Annotated in this window: 19 protein-coding genes; 14 read left to right on the top strand and 5 right to left on the bottom strand. The window is 58.9% G+C overall.

From position 1 onward, the window contains the following. Positions 1-286: 286 nt before the first annotated feature. The 5 genes from sigK to trxA all read left to right on the top strand — a co-directional run bounded on the left by sigK (position 287) and on the right by trxA (position 3,485). On the top strand, positions 287-988 hold the full coding sequence (gene sigK, locus PV407_RS07655; RefSeq protein WP_332089317.1) for an RNA polymerase sporulation sigma factor SigK: 702 nt from the start codon (positions 287-289) through the stop codon (positions 986-988). 281 nt (positions 989-1,269) lie between these two features. Beyond that, positions 1,270-1,998 carry a YecA family protein gene (locus PV407_RS07650; RefSeq protein ID WP_332089316.1) on the top strand — a complete coding sequence of 243 codons (729 nt, stop codon included), beginning with the start codon at positions 1,270-1,272 and terminating at the stop codon, positions 1,996-1,998. Between the two features lie 253 nt (positions 1,999-2,251). Continuing rightward, the gene (locus PV407_RS07645) at positions 2,252-2,683 is read left to right on the top strand and encodes an RrF2 family transcriptional regulator (protein ID WP_332089315.1); all 432 of its coding nucleotides are present in this window, start codon (positions 2,252-2,254) and stop codon (positions 2,681-2,683) included. A gap of 67 nt (positions 2,684-2,750) precedes the next feature. Further along, positions 2,751-3,116, top strand: coding sequence for an IDEAL domain-containing protein (locus tag PV407_RS07640; RefSeq protein WP_332089314.1), 366 nt, complete (start codon positions 2,751-2,753; stop codon positions 3,114-3,116). Positions 3,117-3,170: 54 nt separating this feature from the next. Beyond that, complete coding sequence (gene trxA, locus PV407_RS07635; protein ID WP_332089313.1) at positions 3,171-3,485, top strand: thioredoxin; 315 nt, start codon at positions 3,171-3,173, stop codon at positions 3,483-3,485. 314 nt (positions 3,486-3,799) lie between these two features. On the opposite strand, the gene PV407_RS07630 is transcribed toward trxA, so the two are convergent. Next, positions 3,800-5,035 (bottom strand): MFS transporter, encoded by a 1,236-nt coding sequence (locus tag PV407_RS07630; protein WP_332089312.1) that lies wholly within the window; start codon positions 5,033-5,035, stop codon positions 3,800-3,802. Between the two features lie 152 nt (positions 5,036-5,187). Between PV407_RS07630 and PV407_RS07625 the strand changes: the two genes are divergently transcribed. The 5 genes from PV407_RS07625 (at position 5,188) to PV407_RS07605 (ending at position 10,310) form a co-directional block, all read left to right on the top strand. Then, positions 5,188-5,523: a hypothetical protein gene (locus PV407_RS07625; protein ID WP_332089311.1), complete on the top strand. Its 336-nt coding sequence runs from the start codon at positions 5,188-5,190 to the stop codon at positions 5,521-5,523. Positions 5,524-5,547: 24 nt separating this feature from the next. Beyond that, positions 5,548-7,218 (top strand): MutS-related protein, encoded by a 1,671-nt coding sequence (locus PV407_RS07620; RefSeq protein ID WP_332089310.1) that lies wholly within the window; start codon positions 5,548-5,550, stop codon positions 7,216-7,218. Between the two features lie 131 nt (positions 7,219-7,349). Further along, the gene (locus PV407_RS07615) at positions 7,350-8,369 is read left to right on the top strand and encodes a glycoside hydrolase family protein (protein ID WP_332089309.1); all 1,020 of its coding nucleotides are present in this window, start codon (positions 7,350-7,352) and stop codon (positions 8,367-8,369) included. Positions 8,370-8,595: 226 nt separating this feature from the next. Continuing rightward, positions 8,596-9,651 (top strand): chorismate synthase, encoded by a 1,056-nt coding sequence (aroC, locus tag PV407_RS07610; protein WP_332089308.1) that lies wholly within the window; start codon positions 8,596-8,598, stop codon positions 9,649-9,651. Between the two features lie 158 nt (positions 9,652-9,809). Beyond that, positions 9,810-10,310, top strand: coding sequence for a hypothetical protein (locus tag PV407_RS07605; RefSeq protein ID WP_332089307.1), 501 nt, complete (start codon positions 9,810-9,812; stop codon positions 10,308-10,310). Positions 10,311-10,384: 74 nt separating this feature from the next. On the opposite strand, the gene PV407_RS07600 is transcribed toward PV407_RS07605, so the two are convergent. Beyond that, positions 10,385-11,146, bottom strand: coding sequence for a MerR family transcriptional regulator (locus PV407_RS07600; protein ID WP_332089306.1), 762 nt, complete (start codon positions 11,144-11,146; stop codon positions 10,385-10,387). 153 nt (positions 11,147-11,299) lie between these two features. On the opposite strand from PV407_RS07600, the gene PV407_RS07595 reads away from it, so the two are divergent. Next, positions 11,300-12,517 carry an MFS transporter gene (locus tag PV407_RS07595; RefSeq protein WP_332089305.1) on the top strand — a complete coding sequence of 406 codons (1,218 nt, stop codon included), beginning with the start codon at positions 11,300-11,302 and terminating at the stop codon, positions 12,515-12,517. A 78-nt stretch (positions 12,518-12,595) separates the two neighbouring features. Next, entirely contained in the window at positions 12,596-14,545 is a 1,950-nt protein-coding gene (locus tag PV407_RS07590; protein WP_332089304.1) for an alpha-amylase family protein, read from the top strand. 97 nt (positions 14,546-14,642) lie between these two features. Here the strand turns inward: PV407_RS07590 and PV407_RS07585 are convergent, their stop codons facing one another. The 3 genes from PV407_RS07585 to PV407_RS07575 form a co-directional block, all read right to left on the bottom strand. Next, positions 14,643-15,017, bottom strand: a complete 375-nt coding sequence (locus tag PV407_RS07585; RefSeq protein ID WP_332089303.1) for a response regulator — start codon at positions 15,015-15,017, stop codon at positions 14,643-14,645. A gap of 45 nt (positions 15,018-15,062) precedes the next feature. Beyond that, positions 15,063-16,100: an HD domain-containing phosphohydrolase gene (locus PV407_RS07580; RefSeq protein WP_332089302.1), complete on the bottom strand. Its 1,038-nt coding sequence runs from the start codon at positions 16,098-16,100 to the stop codon at positions 15,063-15,065. Between the two features lie 473 nt (positions 16,101-16,573). Beyond that, a complete protein-coding gene (locus PV407_RS07575) occupies positions 16,574-18,034 on the bottom strand; it encodes a fibronectin type III domain-containing protein (protein WP_332089301.1) in 1,461 nt (486 codons plus the stop codon). A 215-nt stretch (positions 18,035-18,249) separates the two neighbouring features. Between PV407_RS07575 and PV407_RS07570 the strand changes: the two genes are divergently transcribed. After that, on the top strand, positions 18,250-19,002 hold the full coding sequence (locus PV407_RS07570) for an IclR family transcriptional regulator (protein WP_332089299.1): 753 nt from the start codon (positions 18,250-18,252) through the stop codon (positions 19,000-19,002). A 187-nt stretch (positions 19,003-19,189) separates the two neighbouring features. Then, positions 19,190-20,110, top strand: coding sequence for a dihydrodipicolinate synthase family protein (locus tag PV407_RS07565; RefSeq protein ID WP_332089298.1), 921 nt, complete (start codon positions 19,190-19,192; stop codon positions 20,108-20,110). Positions 20,111-20,388: the final 278 nt, after the last annotated feature.

The following is a 20,388-nucleotide window of genomic DNA, read 5'->3' as shown; positions in this document are numbered from 1 at the left end:
GTTTGCCGTTCGCCGGCGGAGGGAGCGGCCCGGATAGTGCGCGAAAGAGCACGACCGTCCGCACAGCGAAGGAGCGGATATAGTGCTCGTAGGAGCACTATCTGCGCGAAGGCGCCGCCGTCGGCGGTAGTGGCGGCGGACGCGTTTCTTCCGGATTGCCCTTTTCGAAAAGCGATTTATCGAAGCGCCCTTCCTTCCCGGACGGACGCTATTTTTCCCCCGTACAGGCACGGCTGGGCGCGCGCCCACATACACTGTTACTAACTCTTCATAAGGGGTGACAGAAGTGCCCGGATTTTTTGCCACCATCGCGTTATTCATTAAGGAATTAATGCTCCTCGTCTCGTACGTCAAGAACAACGCCTTCCCCCAGCCGCTTACGGAAGAGGAAGAAATGAAGCATTTGAAGCTGATGGAGGCCGGAGACGCGCACTCCCGAAATTTGCTCATCGAACATAATTTGCGTCTCGTCGCCCATATCGTCAAAAAGTTCGACAATACGGGAGAAGATTTGGAGGATTTGATCTCGATCGGCACGATCGGCTTGATTAAGGCGATCGAATCGTTCTCCCCCGATAAAGGGACGAAGCTGGCGACGTTCGCGGCGCGCTGCATCGAGAACGAAATATTGATGCACCTGCGTTCGCTGAAAAAAACGCGCAAGGACGTATCGCTGCACGATCCGATCGGCACGGACAAAGAGGGCAACGAAATTACGCTCATCGATATTCTCGGCACCGAAGCCGACGATGTCGTGGACAAAGTGCAGCTGAAAATCGAAAAGTCGAAAATTTATAAAAATCTCGACATACTGGACGACCGGGAAAAAGAGGTCGTCGTCGGCCGGTTCGGCCTGGAGCACGGCGGGGAGGAGCGGACGCAGCGGGAAATCGCCAAGGAGCTCGGCATTTCGCGCTCGTACGTATCTCGCATCGAGAAGCGGGCGCTGATGAAGCTGTATCACGAATTTTATAAGGCGAAACGGTAAGCGGCGGTAAGGAGCTTGCACAAGGAAGGAATGGTACTCGCCTGCCGGTGCCCGGCGGCGGAAAGGCGAGAAAGCCGACAGGCCTGGCGGCAAACATTTGCTGCCGGGCCTTTTTTTGACCATATTTATGTTACCCGACAAGGCCGCGATCGGCTTGCCGAAACAGTTATGTTTTTACACGGAAAAGGAATCCATGGTAAATTAGACTTTGGGAGGAGCCGTTGCCTAAAAGGCGGGACTTCAACTATCAAAGCTTGCTGGAACGGAAGGGATCTTGGATCATGGCCATGTTGAAGAAAATGTCGTTGGATGCACTCGGAAGAAACGATCCCTGTTTATGCGGCAGCGGGAATAAATTCAAAAAGTGCTGTTTGAATAAGCCGGAATCCGAACGCAGACTGCATTTTGAAGATATGAATACGCCGCGGGTAAACGATTGGTTTTTTCACTATCATCCTTTACAGGAACTAACGGCCGCAATGCTTTTGCATGCCGATTTGACAATGCCCGAACTTCAAAAGTTGGCAAGCTCTATGACACGAAAGATGATCACGAGAGGAGAAGAGGAGGAAAAACAAATCCGAGCGGAACAAAACCCGCTTGTATTAATGGAGAAATTAAGTCATGGCACGGATGTCATCAATTATCCGTTAGTGGTCGACCGATTGCTCGAATACGAAGGACAAGTTACCCCTTTCGTCATTCAAAAGTTGCGGGATACGGATGAGGATGTCTTTATCGAGCAAGGAGTTCGCTATCTGAATCGAGTTGCCGATTTTCCGCTTAACGAAATCGTCGAGTTGGCGGAAAAGGCGAAATCTCCTTATGTCCGCAGCTCGCTCTGCGTTCTGCTTGGAATAAAGGGAAGCGAAGCCGTGTTGCCGACCGTATGGCGGCAATACCATTTGTTGCGAATGCAATATCCGTCGGAAAGCTACATGCAAGGTCCGCTTTATGGCTTATACGAATACGGGTATAGATTCGGTTTGCTTAAGGAAGGGGATCGGTAATCGTCATTCCCGAACCGCGCGTTCGAACGTCCGTTTCGACCGGAACGGGAGCATTGCACTGTCGCTTGATGCGGCCTGCCGTAAGGACGGGCCGTCTTTTCTTTTTTCGCAAGCGATATTCATGTTTGTTGTACGCAGCGGGCTTTATCCGAAAACGAGAATGCGAAATGGCGATTTTTGGGCGAATGAGCAGTTGACTTTTTAAACTGTCATCAATATAATAACAGTAAGCAAACGGAAAGGGGCGCATAGGGTGAACAGCGAATTTACGATTGCGGTGCACAGCCTCGTGTACTTGGCGTACAGACCGGATCGGATGGCAACCAGCGATACGATCGCCCGCAATGTGAATACCCACCCGTCGCGATTGCGCAAAGTGATGAGCTGTTTGCGGAAACAAGGCTTCGTGTCGACGAAGGAAGGAACGGGCGGCGGCTTCATTTTGGTCCGCAGCCCCGAGACGGTGACGCTGGCCGAGCTGTACGTCGCGACGTCCATCGGTTCGCTGAAGCCGACGTGGTGCTCCGGCAGCTCGGACGAATCGTGCATGATCGCCTGCCATATGTCCGAGGTGATGGACGACATTTTCGGCGAGGCCGAGCAGCAGCTGCTCCATCATTTGCGGCGTATGACCATTAGCGACGTGCTCGAGCGTGTAAGAGAGGCTCAGAAGCAGAAAGCGTAAGTTGTTGCAATAAATCTGTTATCAAAATGATGACAGATAAGCCGTATCGGCAAGGAGGCTGAAGCAAATGGATGCGATCGTACTTCTCAAAGAGGGCGACTGGGTCAGCGGCACGACCGCCCAGGACGAAAAGTTTATCGGGTTTGTGGAATCGGTCGGCGCCGGCGGAACGGTGCACGTGTACGTAACGCAAAGCGACCGCGAAGCGGCGGTCGGCACTACCGTCGAAACGAAGACGGCCAAAGCGAAAAAGCTGCCGGACTATGTTCCGTCCGCCAAATCGCAGCTGCGCGACTTGATCGAGCTGGCGCTCGCCACGCACGACAAGGAATGGTTCGAGTCGCTGAGCGCCATGCTCGTCTCGGCCGGTCCGGATCGGTCCGTACCGGATACCGAGCGTCGCCCGGGCCGGATGATCACCCCGAGATTTTAATTCGCAGGCAACGTCGTTAAAGCGACTAATAGATAAATAAAGGAGTGGATTCGGATGGCAATCGTTAATGTTTCGGATGCCGAGTTTCAAAATACGGTCCGTGAAGGGCTGGTGCTCGTCGACTTTTGGGCGCCTTGGTGCGGACCTTGCAAAATCATCGCCCCCATTTTGGAGGAGCTCAGCGGCAGCATCGGCGATGCCGTTACGATCGCCAAGGTGAACGTGGACGACAATCCGGAGTCGGCCGGCCGATACGGAATTATGAGCATCCCGACGCTGAAATTGTTCAAGGACGGCGTCGACGTCGCGACATACGTCGGCGTTCGTCCGCTCGCCGAGCTGGAGGCAGCCGTTAAAGCCCATTTGTGAAAAAAGGCGGCCTTTTTCGATCGGTAAAAGCAGGATGAAGGAAGTCCCCGCAGCATAATGGCGGTGGCTTCCTTTTTTTGCGCGTATTGGGATGTAACGAATTTCAGTATCGTTATTTGCCGAAAAATGGACGGTTATCGCGCGTAACGAATCGAGACGGTCTTATTTCGCGGAAATAGGCGCTTTCTAACGCGCGGATGGCCCTATAGCGATACGACGGTTCGTTAAATCGGTCAGCGGGTGAAATCGGCATAAATAAGGTTGCCTCGATTCGTTAGCCCCCCAGGCGAACCCCGCCCTCGGCTTTCCGGGCATCAACCCGCAACCGCGCCGTCCGTCCGGTCCGGATCGGTTCCTTTCGTCTCTTTGCCGAACGCGAGCAGGACTAACGCCCCGATCACGATCGCCGCGAAAAATACGTAAAACACCGCCGCAATGCCCGTGCCCCGGGCGACGAGCGCCCCGACGAGGAACGGCCCGATCACGCCGCCGACCCGTCCGAACGAGCTGGCGAAACCGACGCCGGTCGAGCGGATCGAGGTCGGATACAGCTCGGGCGTGTACGCATACATGGCGCCCCATGCCCCGAGATTGAAAAACGACAAGCAGACGCCCGCGCCGACGATGCCGCCGATCGTTTCCGCGCTTCCGAACCATAGAGCGCTGGCGGCCGTCAGCAGCAGGTAGGCGACGAGCACGAATTTTCGGCCGAACGTTTCGATCAAATAAGCGGCCGTAAAATAGCCGGGAAGCTGGGCGAGCGTCATGACGAGCACGTACCCGAAGCTTTTGACGAGATCGAACCCTTTCATCACGATGACGGTAGGCAGCCACAGAAACATGCCGTAGTACGAGAAAACGACGGCAAACCACAAGATCCACAGCGTCACGGTCGACGTCCGGTAGGCGGGCGACCAAACCGAGGCGAACCGTTCGCCGAACGACGGCTTCCTGCCGCGTTGGTTCAAATAACGCGGAGAATCTTCGACGGCCCTTCGCAAATAGAAGGCGTACAGCGCCGGCAGCGCGCCGATGACGAATGCCGTCCGCCAGCCGTACTGCGGGATGACGAAGTAGGCGATCAGCGCCGAGGCGATCCAGCCGGCCGCCCAGAAGCTTTCGAGCAGCACGACGGTACGGCCCCGATCCCGGGCCGGAACCGACTCGGAGACTAATGTCGAAGCGACCGGAAGCTCGCCGCCGAGGCCGAACCCGGCGAAAAACCGGAGCACGCACAGCATCGCGAAGCTGCCGGCCAGCGCGGACAATCCGCTCGCGGCGGAGAACAGGACGAGCGTCCATAGGAGGACGGCGCGACGGCCGTATTGGTCGGCCAGCGAGCCGGCGACGGCGGCGCCGACGACCATGCCGATCGAATTGATCGCCGTCAGCAGCCCGATCTGCTGCGAACCGAGATTCCATTCCAGGGCGAGAGCGGCGACGATAAACGAGAGCATGCCGACGTCCATGGCGTCGAACAGCCAGCTGATTCCCGTGCTCAGCAGCAATTTGCGCCGATTGTTTTCGCGCGGCGGCGTAAAGGAATGCATCGTATCGACCTTCGTTTCGTGAAATGTTCGATTAGTATTTGCCAAAAGTTCCGTTCCGATGCCATCACCGTTTAGTGAGCGGAAAATGACTTCTGCATCGGCGACGACTGTGGTACGATCAAGGTAATGTGCCAATAATTGGGGGTCGGGCGATGCTGCATCTCGTACGAAAGCTTATCATCCGCGACATCATGAACGGTCCCGGGCATCCGCTGCTCATCCGGCCGCCGCGGACGCGGCTGCTGGTCCGGCTGCTCCGGCATTGGGTCGGACTGTTCTTCGTCGTGCTTCTGTCGTTCGGCTTCCTGATCATGATCAGCATGCCGCTGCTCGTATTTTTGTCGTTTTCGTACTATTTGTTATCGAGAGATTGGCGGGGGCACGGTTATTCGCTCGCGCTGCTCCATCTGCTGACGTCCGCCGTTTGGATCGGTTCCGTCCTGGGGGCGGGTCCGCTGCGTTCGTTGATCGGCGCCAATCTCATGTAACGATCGAGACAAGGAGGGACCGACATGACCACGGAACGCGAATGGAGCTTGCTTTATCCGGAAGGAGCCGCGCCCCGGAGCCCGGAAAACCCGACCGCGGACTTGGACGTCGCCGCGGCGCTGTCCGCGGAGACGCTGTTCGGCGAAATGCGGAAGCGGTTCAAATTCAAGCCGAACCAGAAGCATCCGCTCGTCTATTTGACCGACGATATCGACGTCATCCGGTATCGGCTCGACGTCGTGGAGGACGTCTTGAACCATGAGCCGCTGTATCGATTTTTGGAAAAGCTGCTGCCGGACCTGGAAGATATTCAGGAGCTGCACATGCTGCACGTCGAACGGGGCGACGATTTGTTCGACCAGCTGACGAGCGTGTCCGAAATCGAGCTGTACGTCGGCTTGATCGACAAGCTGTACGATTTTTTCCGGCAGCATGAAGGCGTTTATTCGTCCGCGGCCTTGAAAGCGTTTGCCGCGAATGTCAAGCGCATTCGCGAAAGCGAGTCCTACGGCGCGCTGAAGGCGGAGCACGCGAAAATGGCCAAAAGCATCCGCAGCATCAAAAGCTTCACGATCGGCGTCAATTTGGACGCGAAGCTGAGGCCGGCCGAAGCCGGCGTCGTGGCGATTCATACCGAGCCGTTCCGGTCGGGTCATCTGATCGACAAGCTGCTTCGGGTCGATTTCGGCGATGACGGGTACACGTGCCTGGCTCCGCTCGAAGCCGTCGGCAAAGGGCTTGCCCCGGAGCAAATCGCCGCATTTCGCGCAGCGGTCGGCGGCACGCTCCATACGGTGCTGAAATCGTCGCTCAAAAGCTGGAGGCCGGCGATCCGCGCGTATACGAAAGCGAATACGAAATGGTGCATCGGTCTGGCGGACGAAATCCGCTTCCTGCTCGGCGGGGTATCGCTGCTCCGAAGGCTGCTGGAAAGCGGCGTGCCGGTCTGCAAGCCCGAGGCCGTCTCGAAGGAAAGCAAGACGTTTACCGTAGGCGGGCTGTACAATCCGGTCACGGCGCTGCGGCTGCAGCAAAGCCCGGAGACCGGGGGGCCGGGCGATCGCGTCGTGCTGAACGAAATGCAGTTCGACGAAGACGGCATGATCTATATTTTGACCGGACCGAACCAGGGCGGCAAAACGGTGTTCGTGCAGGCGGTCGGGATCGCCCAGCTGCTGTTCCAGCTCGGCTTGTTCGTTCCGGCGTTTTCGGCGGTCATCAGTCCGGTCGATCGCATTTTCGCCCATTTTCCGGATAAAGAGGATAAAGTCCGGGGCGGCCGGTTCGCGGACGAGTGCCGGCGAATGATGCATATTTGCGAGCGATTGACCGAGCACAGCTTGCTGCTGATGGACGAGACGTTTTCCGGCACGAGCGCCGCGGAAGCGACGGTTATCGCGGAGCAGGTGCTGCTCGGCCTGCGCGAAGCGGGATGCCGCGTGCTGTTCGCCACCCATCTGCACGACTTGGCGCGCAGCATCGATCGGCTGAACGAACGGAACGACGAGCCGGACCGGTGCCGGATCGACAGCCTGACCGCCGAGGCGGAGACGGACGATCTGACGGCGACCCGCAGCTACAAAATCAGCCGGTCGAGGCCGAAAGGACAAAGCTACGCCCGCGATATCGCGGAGAAATACGGCTTGACGTACGAGCGGCTCATCCGGTCGCTCGGGAAGCGGAATATGCAATAATCTTAAAATCGTACAAATCCGACGCGCAACAAGTTCGGATTGTCCATCCCGTTTCGACGGCCGATTCGGTACGATGGAACGGAGTGGGCCGAATGCCTTCCGCAAGTACGATCTAGGGGGAACTGATCCGTATGTATAATCGATTGATGCCGGCTCCGAAAAACGGCGGGTTTCGGATGGACGGCTATTGGGTATGGTGCGGCTCGGCCGTGAAGGGCGAGGACGGCCGCTTCCACCTGTTCGCCTCGCGCTGGCCGAAAACGCTGCCGATGCACCCCGGCTGGCTCGTCCGGTCGGAAATCGTGCGCGCCGTCTCCGACCGGCCGGAAGGCCCGTACGAGTTCCAGGAGGTCGTGCTGCCCGCGAGGAGAGCGGAATATTGGGACGGGCGCAGCACGCACAATCCGCATATCGTCAAATTCGGCGACCGCTATTTGCTCTATTATATGGGCTCGACCCATCCGCTTCCCGATCCGGTTCCGGGCGACGGCTACGGGCTGTCCGACCCGAGATGCATCGTCGCGCGGGCCAACAAGCGGATCGGATTGGCCGTCTCGTCCAGCGTGTTCGGCCCTTGGAAGCGGCTGGATGCGCCGATTCTGAACACGCGCCCCGGCAAATTCGACAGCTTCCTTACGTCCAACCCGGCTCCCTGCGTCCACGACGACGGTTCCGTTCTGCTTATATACAAGGCGCGCCGCTACGAGGGCAATACGCTCGGCGGCATGACGATCGGGGCGGCGGCCGCGGATCATTACGAAGGACCTTACCGGGTCGTGAGCGAAGGACCGATTTTTCCGCCGGAGCGGTTTCATTTGGAGGACCCGTTCGTCTGGAAAACGGAAAATGGCTACGAGCTGATCGCCAAAGATATGGACGGCAACCTGTGCGGCGAAAAATACGGAGGCATTCACGCCTGCTCCCCGGACGGCCGGGATTGGCGGCTGTGTCCCGAACCGCGCGCCTATTCGCGAACGATCCGCTGGGACGACGGCACCGTTCAGACGCTCGGCAACATGGAGCGGCCGTTTTTGCTGTTCCAGGACGGCAGGCCGACGCATTTGTTCGCGGCCGTGTCGGACGGGAAGACCGGATTTTCCGACGCCGACCATACGTGGAACATCGTCATCCCGATTGCGGACGAGGCATGAACGGTTCGCGTGAAAGAGCCGTCTCTAGCGATTCGATCGCCCGAGTCGGCTTTTTTTCGTTTCAAAGGGGGGTTACGTCGCTTCGGTGCCTCCGCTTCGGCGAAGCGAATTTCCCGCCTGATATAAAATCATTCTATAGGTGTTGCTGGAAATTCCGATTTTCTTTATTGCAGGAAACGGCGATATAATCGGGTCATCAACTTGTTACTGGCGGGAGGTTTTCCAGATGGCCGGAAGTTCGTTCGGGGAACGGTTTCGCGTCACGACGTTCGGAGAATCGCACGGCGAGTCCGTCGGCGTCGTCATCGACGGCGTGACTCCGGGCGTCGAGCTGTGCGAAGCCGACATTCAGGCGCAGATGGACCGCAGAAAGCCCGGACAGTCGTCCGTCACGACGCCGCGCAAAGAGTCCGACAAGGTTCATATCGTCTCGGGCGTGTTCGAAGGCAAAACGACCGGAACGCCGGTCGCGGTCATTTTGCACAATCACGATATGCGGCCGGCCGCCTACGACGACATCAAGCATTCGTTTCGTCCGGGGCACGCCGACTTTACGTATCTTCGCAAATACGGCATCCGCGATTACCGGGGAAGCGGCCGGGCGTCGGGCAGGGAAACGGCCGGGCGGGTGGCGGCGGGAGCGGTTGCCCGAAAGCTGCTGGCGCACAGAGGCGTTACCGTCGTCGCCTATACGAAGGCGGTCGGCGGAATCGAATGCCGCACGTTCGCGGAAGACGAAATCGAGCGCAACGCGGTCAGAGCTTGCGATCCGGTGGCCGCCCGCGCGATGATCGAGAAAATCGAGCGATTGGCGGAAATCGGGGACAGCTGCGGCGGCGTCGTGGAATGCGTCGTTCGCGGAGTCGCGCCGGGAATCGGCGAGCCGGTGTTCGACAAGCTCGACGCCGAACTGGCGAAAGCGATGCTGTCGATCGGGGCGGTCAAGGGGATCGAGTTCGGCGCCGGATTCGCCGCGGCGGACATGCTCGGCAGCGAGCATAACGATCCGATGGACGCGTCCGGCTTCGTCAGCAACAATGCCGGCGGCATTATCGGCGGGATCAGCACGGGGCAGGATATCGTGTTCCGGCTGGCGGTGAAGCCGACGTCGTCGATTTCCGTGCCGCAGCGCACGGTCCGCGAGAGCGGCGAAGAGCAGACGATCGAGACGCGGGGCCGGCACGATCCGTGCATCTGTCCGCGCATCGTCCCGGTCGTCGAAGCGATGGCTTGCCTTGTGCTCGAAGACCATTATAAGCGTCAGGCCGCTTTGCACGCTTAAACGAAGAGGCCCGGGGTGCGCCGAGTCAAGACGAAACGAGTACGCCGCCTTACGTTACTGGACTTTGGTCCAGTGCAAAAATAAACCGCAGAACGAGGATCGCCCTTGCGCAAATATGGTAAGATGGAAGCAACGAAAACGACAAAGGAGCTTGTTCGATGAAAATCAGGGCGATTTTGGGAGCGGTTCTCATGCTTCTGGGCGCGTACATGTTTTTGAACCGCGGCGGGACGTTCGGACCGGGCGAAATATTCGCTTACTTCTGGCCGAGCCTGTTCGTGATTCCGCTCGGGCTGTTTTTCCATTGGCTGTATTTCGGGATGGTCGGCCGCAAAGGGATCGGGCTGCTCATACCCGGAGGCATATTGCTGACGGCCGGCATGGTGTGCCAGATCGCGATGCTGACGGGCGGCTGGGGCTATATGTGGCCCGGATTCATTTTCGCGGTCGCCGTCGGGCTGTTCGAATTTTATTGGCTCGGCAGCCGGAACAAATGGCTGCTCATACCGATCAACATTTTGACCGTGCTGTCGATTTTGTTTTTCATCATCTTTTCCGCAGGATCGATGCTCGGCCACTTGTCGGGCCAACCGATCGTCGCCGTGGCGGTCCTGCTGGCGGGCGCGTTATTGCTCGTCGGGCGAAAGAAGCAAGCTTGACCGTAATCAAGAAAGCGGTCGGACCGGAGAGTGCCCGGTTCGGCCGCTTTTTCGTTTTTCATCCCAACGCCGCCCTAATTGCCCCCGGCCGGGCTCCCCGCGAACGATTCCGCGGCGAACGCGATATAGTACGCCAAGCCGGTTTGCCGGTCTTCGAATATCGAACGGTGAAAATCGTCGCTTACGAAAAATCGCGCCTGCGCCGCGAACGATTCGGCGGTCGTCGGATGCCCGTTTTCGTTCAGCGCTGCGATATGCGCCTTCACCAGACGACGGACCCTCTCGTCGTCATGCTTCAGTCCGTCCCGCAAAGACGCCGCCATCCCGTCCATAAAGCGGATCGCTTCCCGCGCCTGCCCATTGAGCGATTCCGCATCGACGGGTGCTTCTTCCGTCATATCGTAGCCGTACGCATCCTTGACGTACTGCCGCTGTCCGGCCAGCGCTTCGTTCCATTCGTCTTCGGAAAAGCCCCGGAACATGTCGCCTCGCTCCATCGGTTCGCCCGCGGCGGCCGCAGCGATCGACGCCTCGATCGTTTCGGTCAGCCGCTCCAGCCTCCGTTTTCGCTCCAGCAGCAAGCTCCTTTGCTCGGATAAAATCGCCAGCCGGTCCGGCTCCGCATCCAGCAGCCGTTTGATCCGCTCCAGCGGGAAATCGAGCTCCCTGTAAAATAAAATTTGCTGCAGCCGCTCCAGCTCCTTCATCCCGTAAAGCCGGTAACCGGCATCGCTGACTTGCGCCGGCGGCAGCAGACCGATTTTATGATAATGGTGCAGCGTCTTGATCGTAACGTTCGACAGCTCCGACATTTCTTTCACCGTATACATTGTCATACCCGCTCCTTTCTCGCTCCTAACGGTACAACCTCCCGTTAGGTCAAAGTCAAGCTTTTTTCGGTTTATGCGGCTCCGGTTGACTCTCCCGCCGGAGGAGGGCTTACGATCGTTGTCGGAACGTTCATTGCTAACCGGAAAGGAGCTTCACGGATGCATTCGCCTTTACAGTCGCTTCGCAATCGATTTATTCGCAGCGCGCTCGTCTCCCAGCTATTTTCGCAAATCGCCATATGGGTGCGCAACTTCGCCGTTCTCCTGTTCATTATGGAGAAAACCGGGGGAGACGCGTTCGCCGTTTCGATGATTTCGGTCGCGGAATATGCGCCGATCTTTTTGTTTTCGTTTATCGGCGGCGTATTCGCGGACCGGTGGCGGCCGAAACGGACGGTCGTCGCCTGCGATCTGCTCAGCGCGTTGTCGGTGGCGGTCGTCCTCGTCGCGTTGAAAAGCGGGGCGTGGGAGGCGGCGTTCGCGGCTACGCTATGCTCGGCCGTTGCGTCCCAATTCGCGCAGCCGGCCGGCATGAAGCTGTTCAAAATGCATGTTGCGGACGACGAGGCGCAATCGGCGATGTCGATCCTGCAGACGACGGTCGCCGTCTTTACCGTGCTCGGACCGGTTGCCGGCACATTCGTTTACCGGCAGTGGGGCATCGACGTCGCGATCGCGTTGACCGGTCTGCTGTTCGTACTGTCGGCCGCCGCGATGACGGCGATACCTCCGGACCGGGCAGCGGACGTCGATCCGGAAGCGCAGGGTCGTTCGCTGCTGCAGGACATGCGGGACGGCATTCGCTACGTCGCCCGTCATCGCAAGCTGCTGCCGCTCAGTCTCTGCTTCGCGACGGTCGGGCTCGGCGTCGGATTGATTGCGCCGCTCGGCGTTTTCGTCGTGACGGAACGGCTCGGCCTGCCGCCGGAAGCTTTGCCGTGGACGACGATTCCGTACGGGCTCGGCGAATTGATCGGCGGCGCCGCGACGTTCGCTTTGGCCGCCAAAGTGTCGCCTCTGACGATGCTGGCGGCCGGGCTGCTCGCCAACGCCGCCGGAATCGCCGTGTCCGGCTTGTCCGGAACGCTCTGGCTCACGATGGCGGCGCAATTCGCGCTCGCGCTGTTCCAACCGGCGATATTCGTCGGCAACAACGCCCTCGTCATGAAGCACGCGGACGAAGCGTACGTCGGACGGGTTACCGGCATTCGCACGCCGCTTATGACGGGAGCGATGGTCGTCATGATGAGCGTGTCCGGCGTTTTAAAGGAATCGCTTACGCTTGTCGGGACGTACGCGCTGGCCGGATCGTGCTTTGCCGCCGGATTCGTCTTGTTGCTGCCGCTGTTCGGGGACAAACCCGCGAGAAAACGATAGACAAACGTCGCGGATTAAAATATATTTTATATAGTATATATAATGTATTTTTAATCCATCGCAAAGCGAGGTCATCCTATGCGCAAGTTGAAGAGAGCCGTTCATCTCGACTTCCACACGATGCCCAATGTCGCCGATTTCGCCGCGGGCTTCGACGCCCGTACGTTCGCCCGCACGCTGAAAGATGCGAAAGTCGACTTCATCAACGTGTTCGCGAAATGCAACCTCGGCTTCGCCTACTACCCGACCGAAATCGGCGTTCCGTACCCGTACATGGAGGGCGACATGCTCGGCGAGACGGTGGCGGAATGCCGGAAGGAAGGAATCGGCGTAGCCGCGTATTTCAACATCGGCCTCGATCACGAGATGGCCCGGAAGCATCGGGACTGGTCGGTCGTGAACAAGGAAGGTCAAGTGATCTGGGGAGACCGGACGGGCAACTTTTTTCGGCTCATGTGCCTTAACTCGGGTTACCGGGACTACGCGCTCGGCATGATCCGGGAAGTCGCGGAGCGGTATCCGGTCGACGGCGTCTTCCTCGATTGCCTCGTCTTCAATCCGTGCTACGGCAACGAATGCCAGGAGCTGCTGCAGGCGAGCGGCCGCGACCCGCTCGATCATCGGGAGGTCGAATCGTTCACGCGGCAGACGGTCATCGACTTTTGCCGGGACGTCAAGACGATCGTCGGTAACGATCGGCTGCTGCTGCCGAACGGCCTCGGGCACGTTCATAGCGAAGGGATCGGCACCCATATCGAAATCGAATGCTTGCCCGGGGCGTGGGGCTACGACTATTTCGCGGCCCAGGCGGCTTACGCCCGTACGCTCGGCAAGCAGGTGCTTTACATGACCGGGCGGTTTCACGCCAACTGGGGCGATTTCGGCGGGCTGAAACGGAAGGCGTCGCTCGAATACGATTGCTGGGACGCGCTGATGAACGGCATCGGGACGTCGGTCGGCGATCATATGCATCCGCGCGACGGTCTCGATCCGGCGGTGTACCGGCTTATCGGAGACGTGTACGCGGACGTGGAAAAGCTGGAGCCGTGGACCGACGGAGCGGCCGCCGTTGCCGACATCGCCGTCGTCCTGCCGGAAGGAAGCGACCTCGGCGCGAACAATCCGCGGTTTCCGATCGGGCATCGGGTGCTGTACGCGGCGGCGCGCATGCTCGGCGAGTTGAAGTATACGTTCGATATCGTCGAAGAGCGGGGCGATTTTTCGGCATACCGGCTGATCGTGCTTCCCGACGAGATCGCCGTCACCGACACGTTGAAGGATAAGCTGGAGCGCCATCTGGCGGCGGGCGGAGGCATCGTCAGCACCGGCTTCTCCGGCTTGGATCCGGAGCGGACCGGCTTTTCGATCGACCGCTGGCGGATGGACTATTTGGGTCCCGATCCGCGCAACGTTTCGTACTACACGATGCTGGAGCGGTCGGAGCGGTTCGACCCCGATTTCCGATACGCGGCTTACAAGCAGGGGATATGGATGAAGGGAAGGGCGGATGCGACCGAAATCGCCTCCGATTGGGACGCATACTCCGACAAGCATTGGGACGGCTTCCACGGCTACTTTTACACGCCTCCCGCGCGTCGTTCCGGCCGGGCGGCCGCCCTGCGCTCGGGACCGGTTATCCAGATCGCGCACCGGCTGTTCCTAAGCTACGAGCAGCACGCCTATCCCGAAGACAAATATTTGCTGGATCATTGCATCCGCCAGCTGCTGCCCGAGCCGCTCGTCCGCTGCGAACGAATTCCGTCCACGGCGCGCGTCGGCGTCACCCGCAAAGACGGGTTCGACCTCGTTCACGTCAAGACGACGTACCCGGAGCTGCGCGGCAAGTACAACGTCATCGAGGAGCATAACGTCGTGACCGGAGGCGTCGTCAGCTTGCGGGGAACGGGGGCGAAGCGCGTCTATACGGCGCCGGACCGGACGCCGCTGCCGTTCGACGTCGCGGACGGATATACGCGCATCCGGCTGCCGGACGTATGCGGCTATGCGATGATCGTAGTCGAACGGTGAGAATCAAACGCGCAGCGGACCCCAAGCTCGGGGTCCGCTGCCGTTTACGTGATGCGCATAGGTTGCGGCGGCGAAAACCACAAACCGGATCGGCCGGTCAGCTGCTGTTTCCGCCGAGCAGCTCCTGCATCTTCGAGAGCAGCCGGTTCCAGTCGACCGGCTTCGTGTCGAAATCGTCGCAGCCCGCCTGCAGCGCGCGTTCCTTGTCGCCGGACATCGCGTGCGCGGTCAGCGCGATGACGGGAATGCGCCGCGTCGCGTCGCTTTGCTTGATGCGCCTCGTCGCTTCCCAGCCGTCGATTTCCGGCAAGCTCAAATCCATCAATATGAGATCGGGCTGCTCGCGCTCCGCCATCTCGATCCCCTGGCGGCCGTCGATCGCCTCCAGCACTTCGTAGCCTTTGCGGATCAAGCGCCGGCTCAGCATATCCCGGTTCATTTCGTTGTCTTCCACGAGCAATATTTTCGTCATCGGCGATCCCTCGTCATTCGTTATCGTTTACAACCGCGATGCCCCTCATACGTAAACTTCCTCCAGCAAATTTAAAAACGCGTCCACCACGCGGGGATCGAAATGGGTCGCGCTTCGGCTGCGAATTTCCGCGACGGCCGCTTCTTTCGACCATGCTTCTTTGTAGGGGCGGGCATGCGTCAGCGCGTCGTAAAAATCGGCGATCGCTACGATTCGTCCGGCGATCGGGATCTGTTCACCGCGCAGGCCGCTCGGATAGCCGGCGCCGTCCCAACGCTCGTGGTGGGTAAGGGCGATCACTCTCGCCACCTGAAGCACCGGGAACAGGCTGCCTTCGAGAATGCGGGCGCCGATGTCGGTATGCGATTTCATATGCTCGAACTCGTCTTCGGTGAACCGGCCCGGCTTCAGCAAAATATGGTCGGGAATCCCGATTTTGCCGATGTCGTGCAGCGGGGCGGCCCTCTCGATCAGCTCGGCGTCGCTTTCCGGCATGCCGAGCTCGCGGGCAAGCCGGCCGGATAGCGCGCCTACGCGCCGCGTATGGTGTCCCGTCACGTCGTCGCGGTATTCCGAGCTGCGGCCGAGCAGCTCCAATATTTCCAGCTGAGCGTTTTCCAGCTCCATCGTCCGCTGCTTGACGCGCTGCTCGAGACGTTCGTTCGACTGCTGCAGCTGGAGATGGAGGTGACGCGTTTTTAACAAGTTCGTAATGCGCAAAACGACTTCCGTTCGGTCGAACGGCTTCGTCAAAAAATCGTTGGCGCCGTCGAGAAGCGCCTTTTGCTTCGCTTCGTTCGATACGTCGGCGGTTAAGACGAGTATGGGCAAATAGTGCTGCTCCGTAATTTTCCCGCGCAGCAGCTTCAATGCGGTAAAGCCGTCCATCACCGGCATATGCAGATCGAGCAGCACGATATCGGGCTCGAATTCGTCGAACAGCGCTTCGAGCGAGAGCGGGTCGGTCGTGGAGCGGCAGCGGGAGAAGCCGGCGCGGTGCAAAATGCGCTCCAGCAACCCGATGTTGTATTCCTGGTCGTCTACGATGAGAAATTTGGCTTCTTTGATCCATGCATCGTTCATAGTAAGAAGTGCTCCTTACGGTCCGGTCCTTCCGGACGGGGATGAATCGTACGATCGGACGATCGATCGGTGCGAATGCGCAAGCCGAATAGGCAAAAAGGCTTTAGTTATAAAGAACCATATCCCGATCGAATTCATGGTAGCGCATGGCAAAGTTTGGAGTCAACAACCGCCGTGCGATCGTATGCGCGCCGTAAAGCCTTCAACCTGTCCGGTTCGCCGTCAAGCTCGTTCCCGTGCAAGAATGGCTGCGAATCGTAAAAAAGGTGTCGATTTTCGGAGGGCGGCAAAAAGGGGAGGGGCGTCCGCAACGGATCGCCGTGTCGAACGGCGCGGTCGCCTCCCGAATGCAGGGAAAGCGAGCCGCCGTGAGGCGCATCGTACCCGAGTCGAGCGAAAAGCGCCGGCTCCGGCCGGCTTCAAAAAAAAAGCTCCGCTCCCAAGGACAAGGGAACGGAGCATGTATCGCCATTTTATAAGAGCGACCGGAAACGTTCGATGACGTGATACGTCAAGTAATTGGCGTTATGAAAATTATACGCGCCGTTGATCGCCGTTCTCGAGGCGAAACGGATGTCGTCCCCGTGGAACATCCAATCGATATATTGGAAGCCGACCTTTTTGCTGTCTTCCGGCCAGCCGTTATGCTCGTAATCCAAAATATCGCGGACGATCGTCCACTGTTCCAGGTCGTCCGAGCAGACAAGCGTCAGCACGTTTCGCTGGGAGATGTTCGGGCTCGTCACCCGGCTGACCAATGACCAGTATTTGCGGGAGACGTCGTCGAAGTGGACGGTGAATTTGGACAAATTTCCGTAAAACGGTACGACCTTGTAGAAGCGGAGCGGCTGCTCGGGCCGGTCGGCATCCGCTTCGAGCATGATCGCCCGCCCGTGGCTCGGCGTGCCGCCGTTCGTCTGATAGCGGAGCAGGTTGACGAGCTTGCCGTCCGGCGTTACGACCGCGTTGCCCTCGAGCAGGCCGGCGCGCGAGCCGCCGACGACCGTGCCCGGCCAATCGGGATCGTACGGAAGAAACGGCATGATCGTCCAACGGGACGCGTCGAGCAAATCGGCGTCCGCCGGCACCGACACGAGTCCCGAACGATGCGAGCCGGTCGTCCACGAGCCGTAGTCGATGCCGGTCCACAGCCTGCCTTTATGCTCGATGACCGGCATCGGCGCTTTATGCGGTCCGCCGGTTTCCCGGCTTCCCGCCGCGATCAGCTCGGAAGGCGGGCTCCACGTTTCGCCCCCGTCGTCCGAAGCGCCGATCAGCAGCGCCCCGTACTCGGTGCTCGTCGCCAGCATAAACAGCCGGCCGCGATGCACAAACAGCTTCCCCCAAAAACAGGGGTACAAAAAATTGACGAACCGCCATGTCGCCCCGTCGTCGACGGAACGAAACAGAAGCGACGTATTTTGCCCCTCGTTGCCCCAAAATACGTCGTGCGAGGCCAGCATCGAGCCGTCCGGCAAACGGACGATCGACGGGCTCGCCGGAGATCGGCCCGAGAAGCCGTACACGTAGTCGTCGGGATGAATGTAGTTGACGACGGTGCCGGGGACGACGCCCGGTCGAAACAGGCGAACCGGACTAATGACCGTGTCGGCTCCCGCGGCCGGATGTACGCGCTCGATCCATACTTCGTAATCCGCCCCGTTGTCGAGTCCGTCTACGGTTGCCGTCCCGGCCGAGCCCGATAGCGGGAGGCGTACGGATTCGGCACCGCCGCGCGGCCGGTATTCGAGCGCATACTGCCACGGGCCGCCGCTTTCGGCTTCGAAATCGGTCCAGTCCAACGTAAGCGTGCCGTCGCCCGGAGCGAGGCGCATCATGTGCAGCGGACCGTAGGGGGCTTCGGATCCGGTCGCGGCTTTGTACAGCTGCCGCGGGTCTTTGACGTTCCATTTCGTTTGCACGGCTTGTGTCATGCGAACGATCTCCCTTCGTCTATGCGTTCTATAATGGTGAACGATGTTCAATATTTCTACCGATAGCATAACGGATGGAAGCGCTGTTATCAACCTTTTTTTCGCGAAGTTCGAAAAGGTTGCCTTGAGGGCGCACTTATTTTAAGATGAAAGGGATAACGGTCGCCGAGCAAGCACGTCCTGCGCCGGCGTCCCAAGAAGATGAGGCGGATCAGATGGCGGAAGAAGTCAAAGTGAAATCGTTGTATAAAGCGCTGCGCATTTTGGACTGTTTTACGGTCGACAGTCCGGAGCTCGGCATTACCGAAATAAGCGAACAGCTGGGATTGTACAAAAGCAATGTGCACAACATCGTCGATACGTTCGTCAAAGCCGGCTATTTGGAGCAAAATCCGGACAACGAGAAATACCGGCTCGGCTTCAAGCTGCTGGAGCTCGGCAACGTCATTTCGAGCAATATGAACATACGCAGACTGACGCTGCCTTATATGCAGGAGCTGTCCGATTTCGCGAACGAAACCGTTTATTTGGGCATGCCGAGCGACACCGAGGTCATTTACCTCGACTCCGCCTCGCCCAAAAATCAGCTGTCGACGAGATCGATGCTCGGCGTCAAAGCGCCGCTTTACTGCACCGGCATCGGCAAGGCGATGCTAGCTTTTTTGCCGGCCGAGACGACGAAGGCGGTGTGCGCCAAAGGGCTCAAAAAATATACCGACCAAACGATTACGGACAAAAACGCGCTGGCCGCGGAGCTGGAGGCGATCCGGCAGCGCGGCTATTCGATCGACAACATGGAGCACGAATACGGCATCAAATGCGTCGGCATGCCGATCCTGAACAAGAAAAAGCAGGTCGTCGCCGGCATCAGCGTATCCGGTCCGTCGCTCCGGTTCGGCGAGGATAAAATCGGCGAATATGCGGCGAAGCTGCGGGAAATCGTCCGTTCGATCGAAGAGAAAGTATAGGTCGGGACAAGCTCGGGCCGGGCAAAAAAAGGGTTGTAATCGTCCGGACGATATACTATGATGGAATGGAATGAGTCGGAACGTTGTTCTTGAATGGAGAACGAATGATTCCTTCTTTTTTTGGTCAATTGGAAGAACGTCGTTCTAAATTATAGAACAAACATCGATGGGGAGAGAGGAACGAAGCATGAATCAATCGATTGCCGATGGCGTTTGGCCGACGATGATCACTCCGTATACGTCCGGCGGCGACATCGATTATGCGACTTTGGGGCTGCTGGTGGACTGGTATATCGAACGCGGGGTGCACGGGTTGTTCGCCGTTTGCCAATCCAGCGAAATGTTCAAGCTTTCGCTCGAGGAACGGGTCGGCATCGCCCGTTTCGTCAAGGAGAAGGCGGCGGGGCGCGTTCAAGTGATCGCCTCCGGCCATATTTCCGATTCGCCGGAGCAACAGATCGAGGAGCTGAAGGCGATCGCGGCGACCGGCGTCGATGCCGTCGTACTCGTCTGCAACCGGCTCGCCCGCGAGGACGAAGGGGAGGACGTATGGCGCAGCAACGCCGTGCGTTTGTTGGAAGCATTGCCGGATACGGCGTTCGGCATTTACGAATGCCCGTACCCTTACAAGCGGCTGTTGTCCCCCGAGCTGCTCGGCTGGTGCGCCGGCACGGGACGATTCCGCTTTTTGAAAGATACGTGCTGCGATCTGCGGCAAATCGAGGCGAAGCTCGAAGCGGTCGCCGGCACCGAGCTGAAGCTGTTCAACGCCAATTCGACGACGCTGCTCGATTCGCTGCGGATGGGGGCGGCCGGATTCAGCGGCGTGATGGCGAATTTCCATCCCGAGCTGTACGTGCGTTTGACCGAGCGTTGGCGGAAGGACCCGGAGGCGGAACGGCTGCAATCGTTTTTGACCGTCGCCTCGCTGATCGAGCTGCAGAATTATCCGGTCAACGCCAAATACCATTTGCAGCGGCTCGGCCTGCCGATTTCGACCCGCTGCCGGACGAAGGACGACGCGGGGCTGAAGGAGAATCATCGGATCGAAGTCGAGCATCTGGAACGGCTCGCCGGGACGATTCGCCGCGATTTGCTGCAGGTTTAACGGGCCGGCGCTCGAAGCGAGCCGGGAGCCTGGCGGCGGCCGCGGGCAGGCATATGCCGATGCGGGGGGCAAGTTGCGAGCTATAGCGAGCCGGTGCGGAAGCGGCGGGCGTGCGGAAATCGGTTCCGCCGAGCAAATAGCGTTCCTTTGAGTTACTACTTAGGTACCCCTTTTCAAATTCTGGAAACTTGGTTAATAAGGAAGTAGCCAAGTCTAGGCGGGAAAGGGGCACTCCTCATTGAAATTCACACAGGAGCAAGTATTACAAATCAGCAAAG

The organism is Paenibacillus sp. GYB003, assembly GCF_036577625.1.
GTDB lineage: Bacteria > Bacillota > Bacilli > Paenibacillales > NBRC-103111 > Paenibacillus_AB.
The sequence above is the reverse complement of the archived record's forward strand: the minus strand, read 5'-3'. Positions and strand labels throughout refer to the sequence as shown.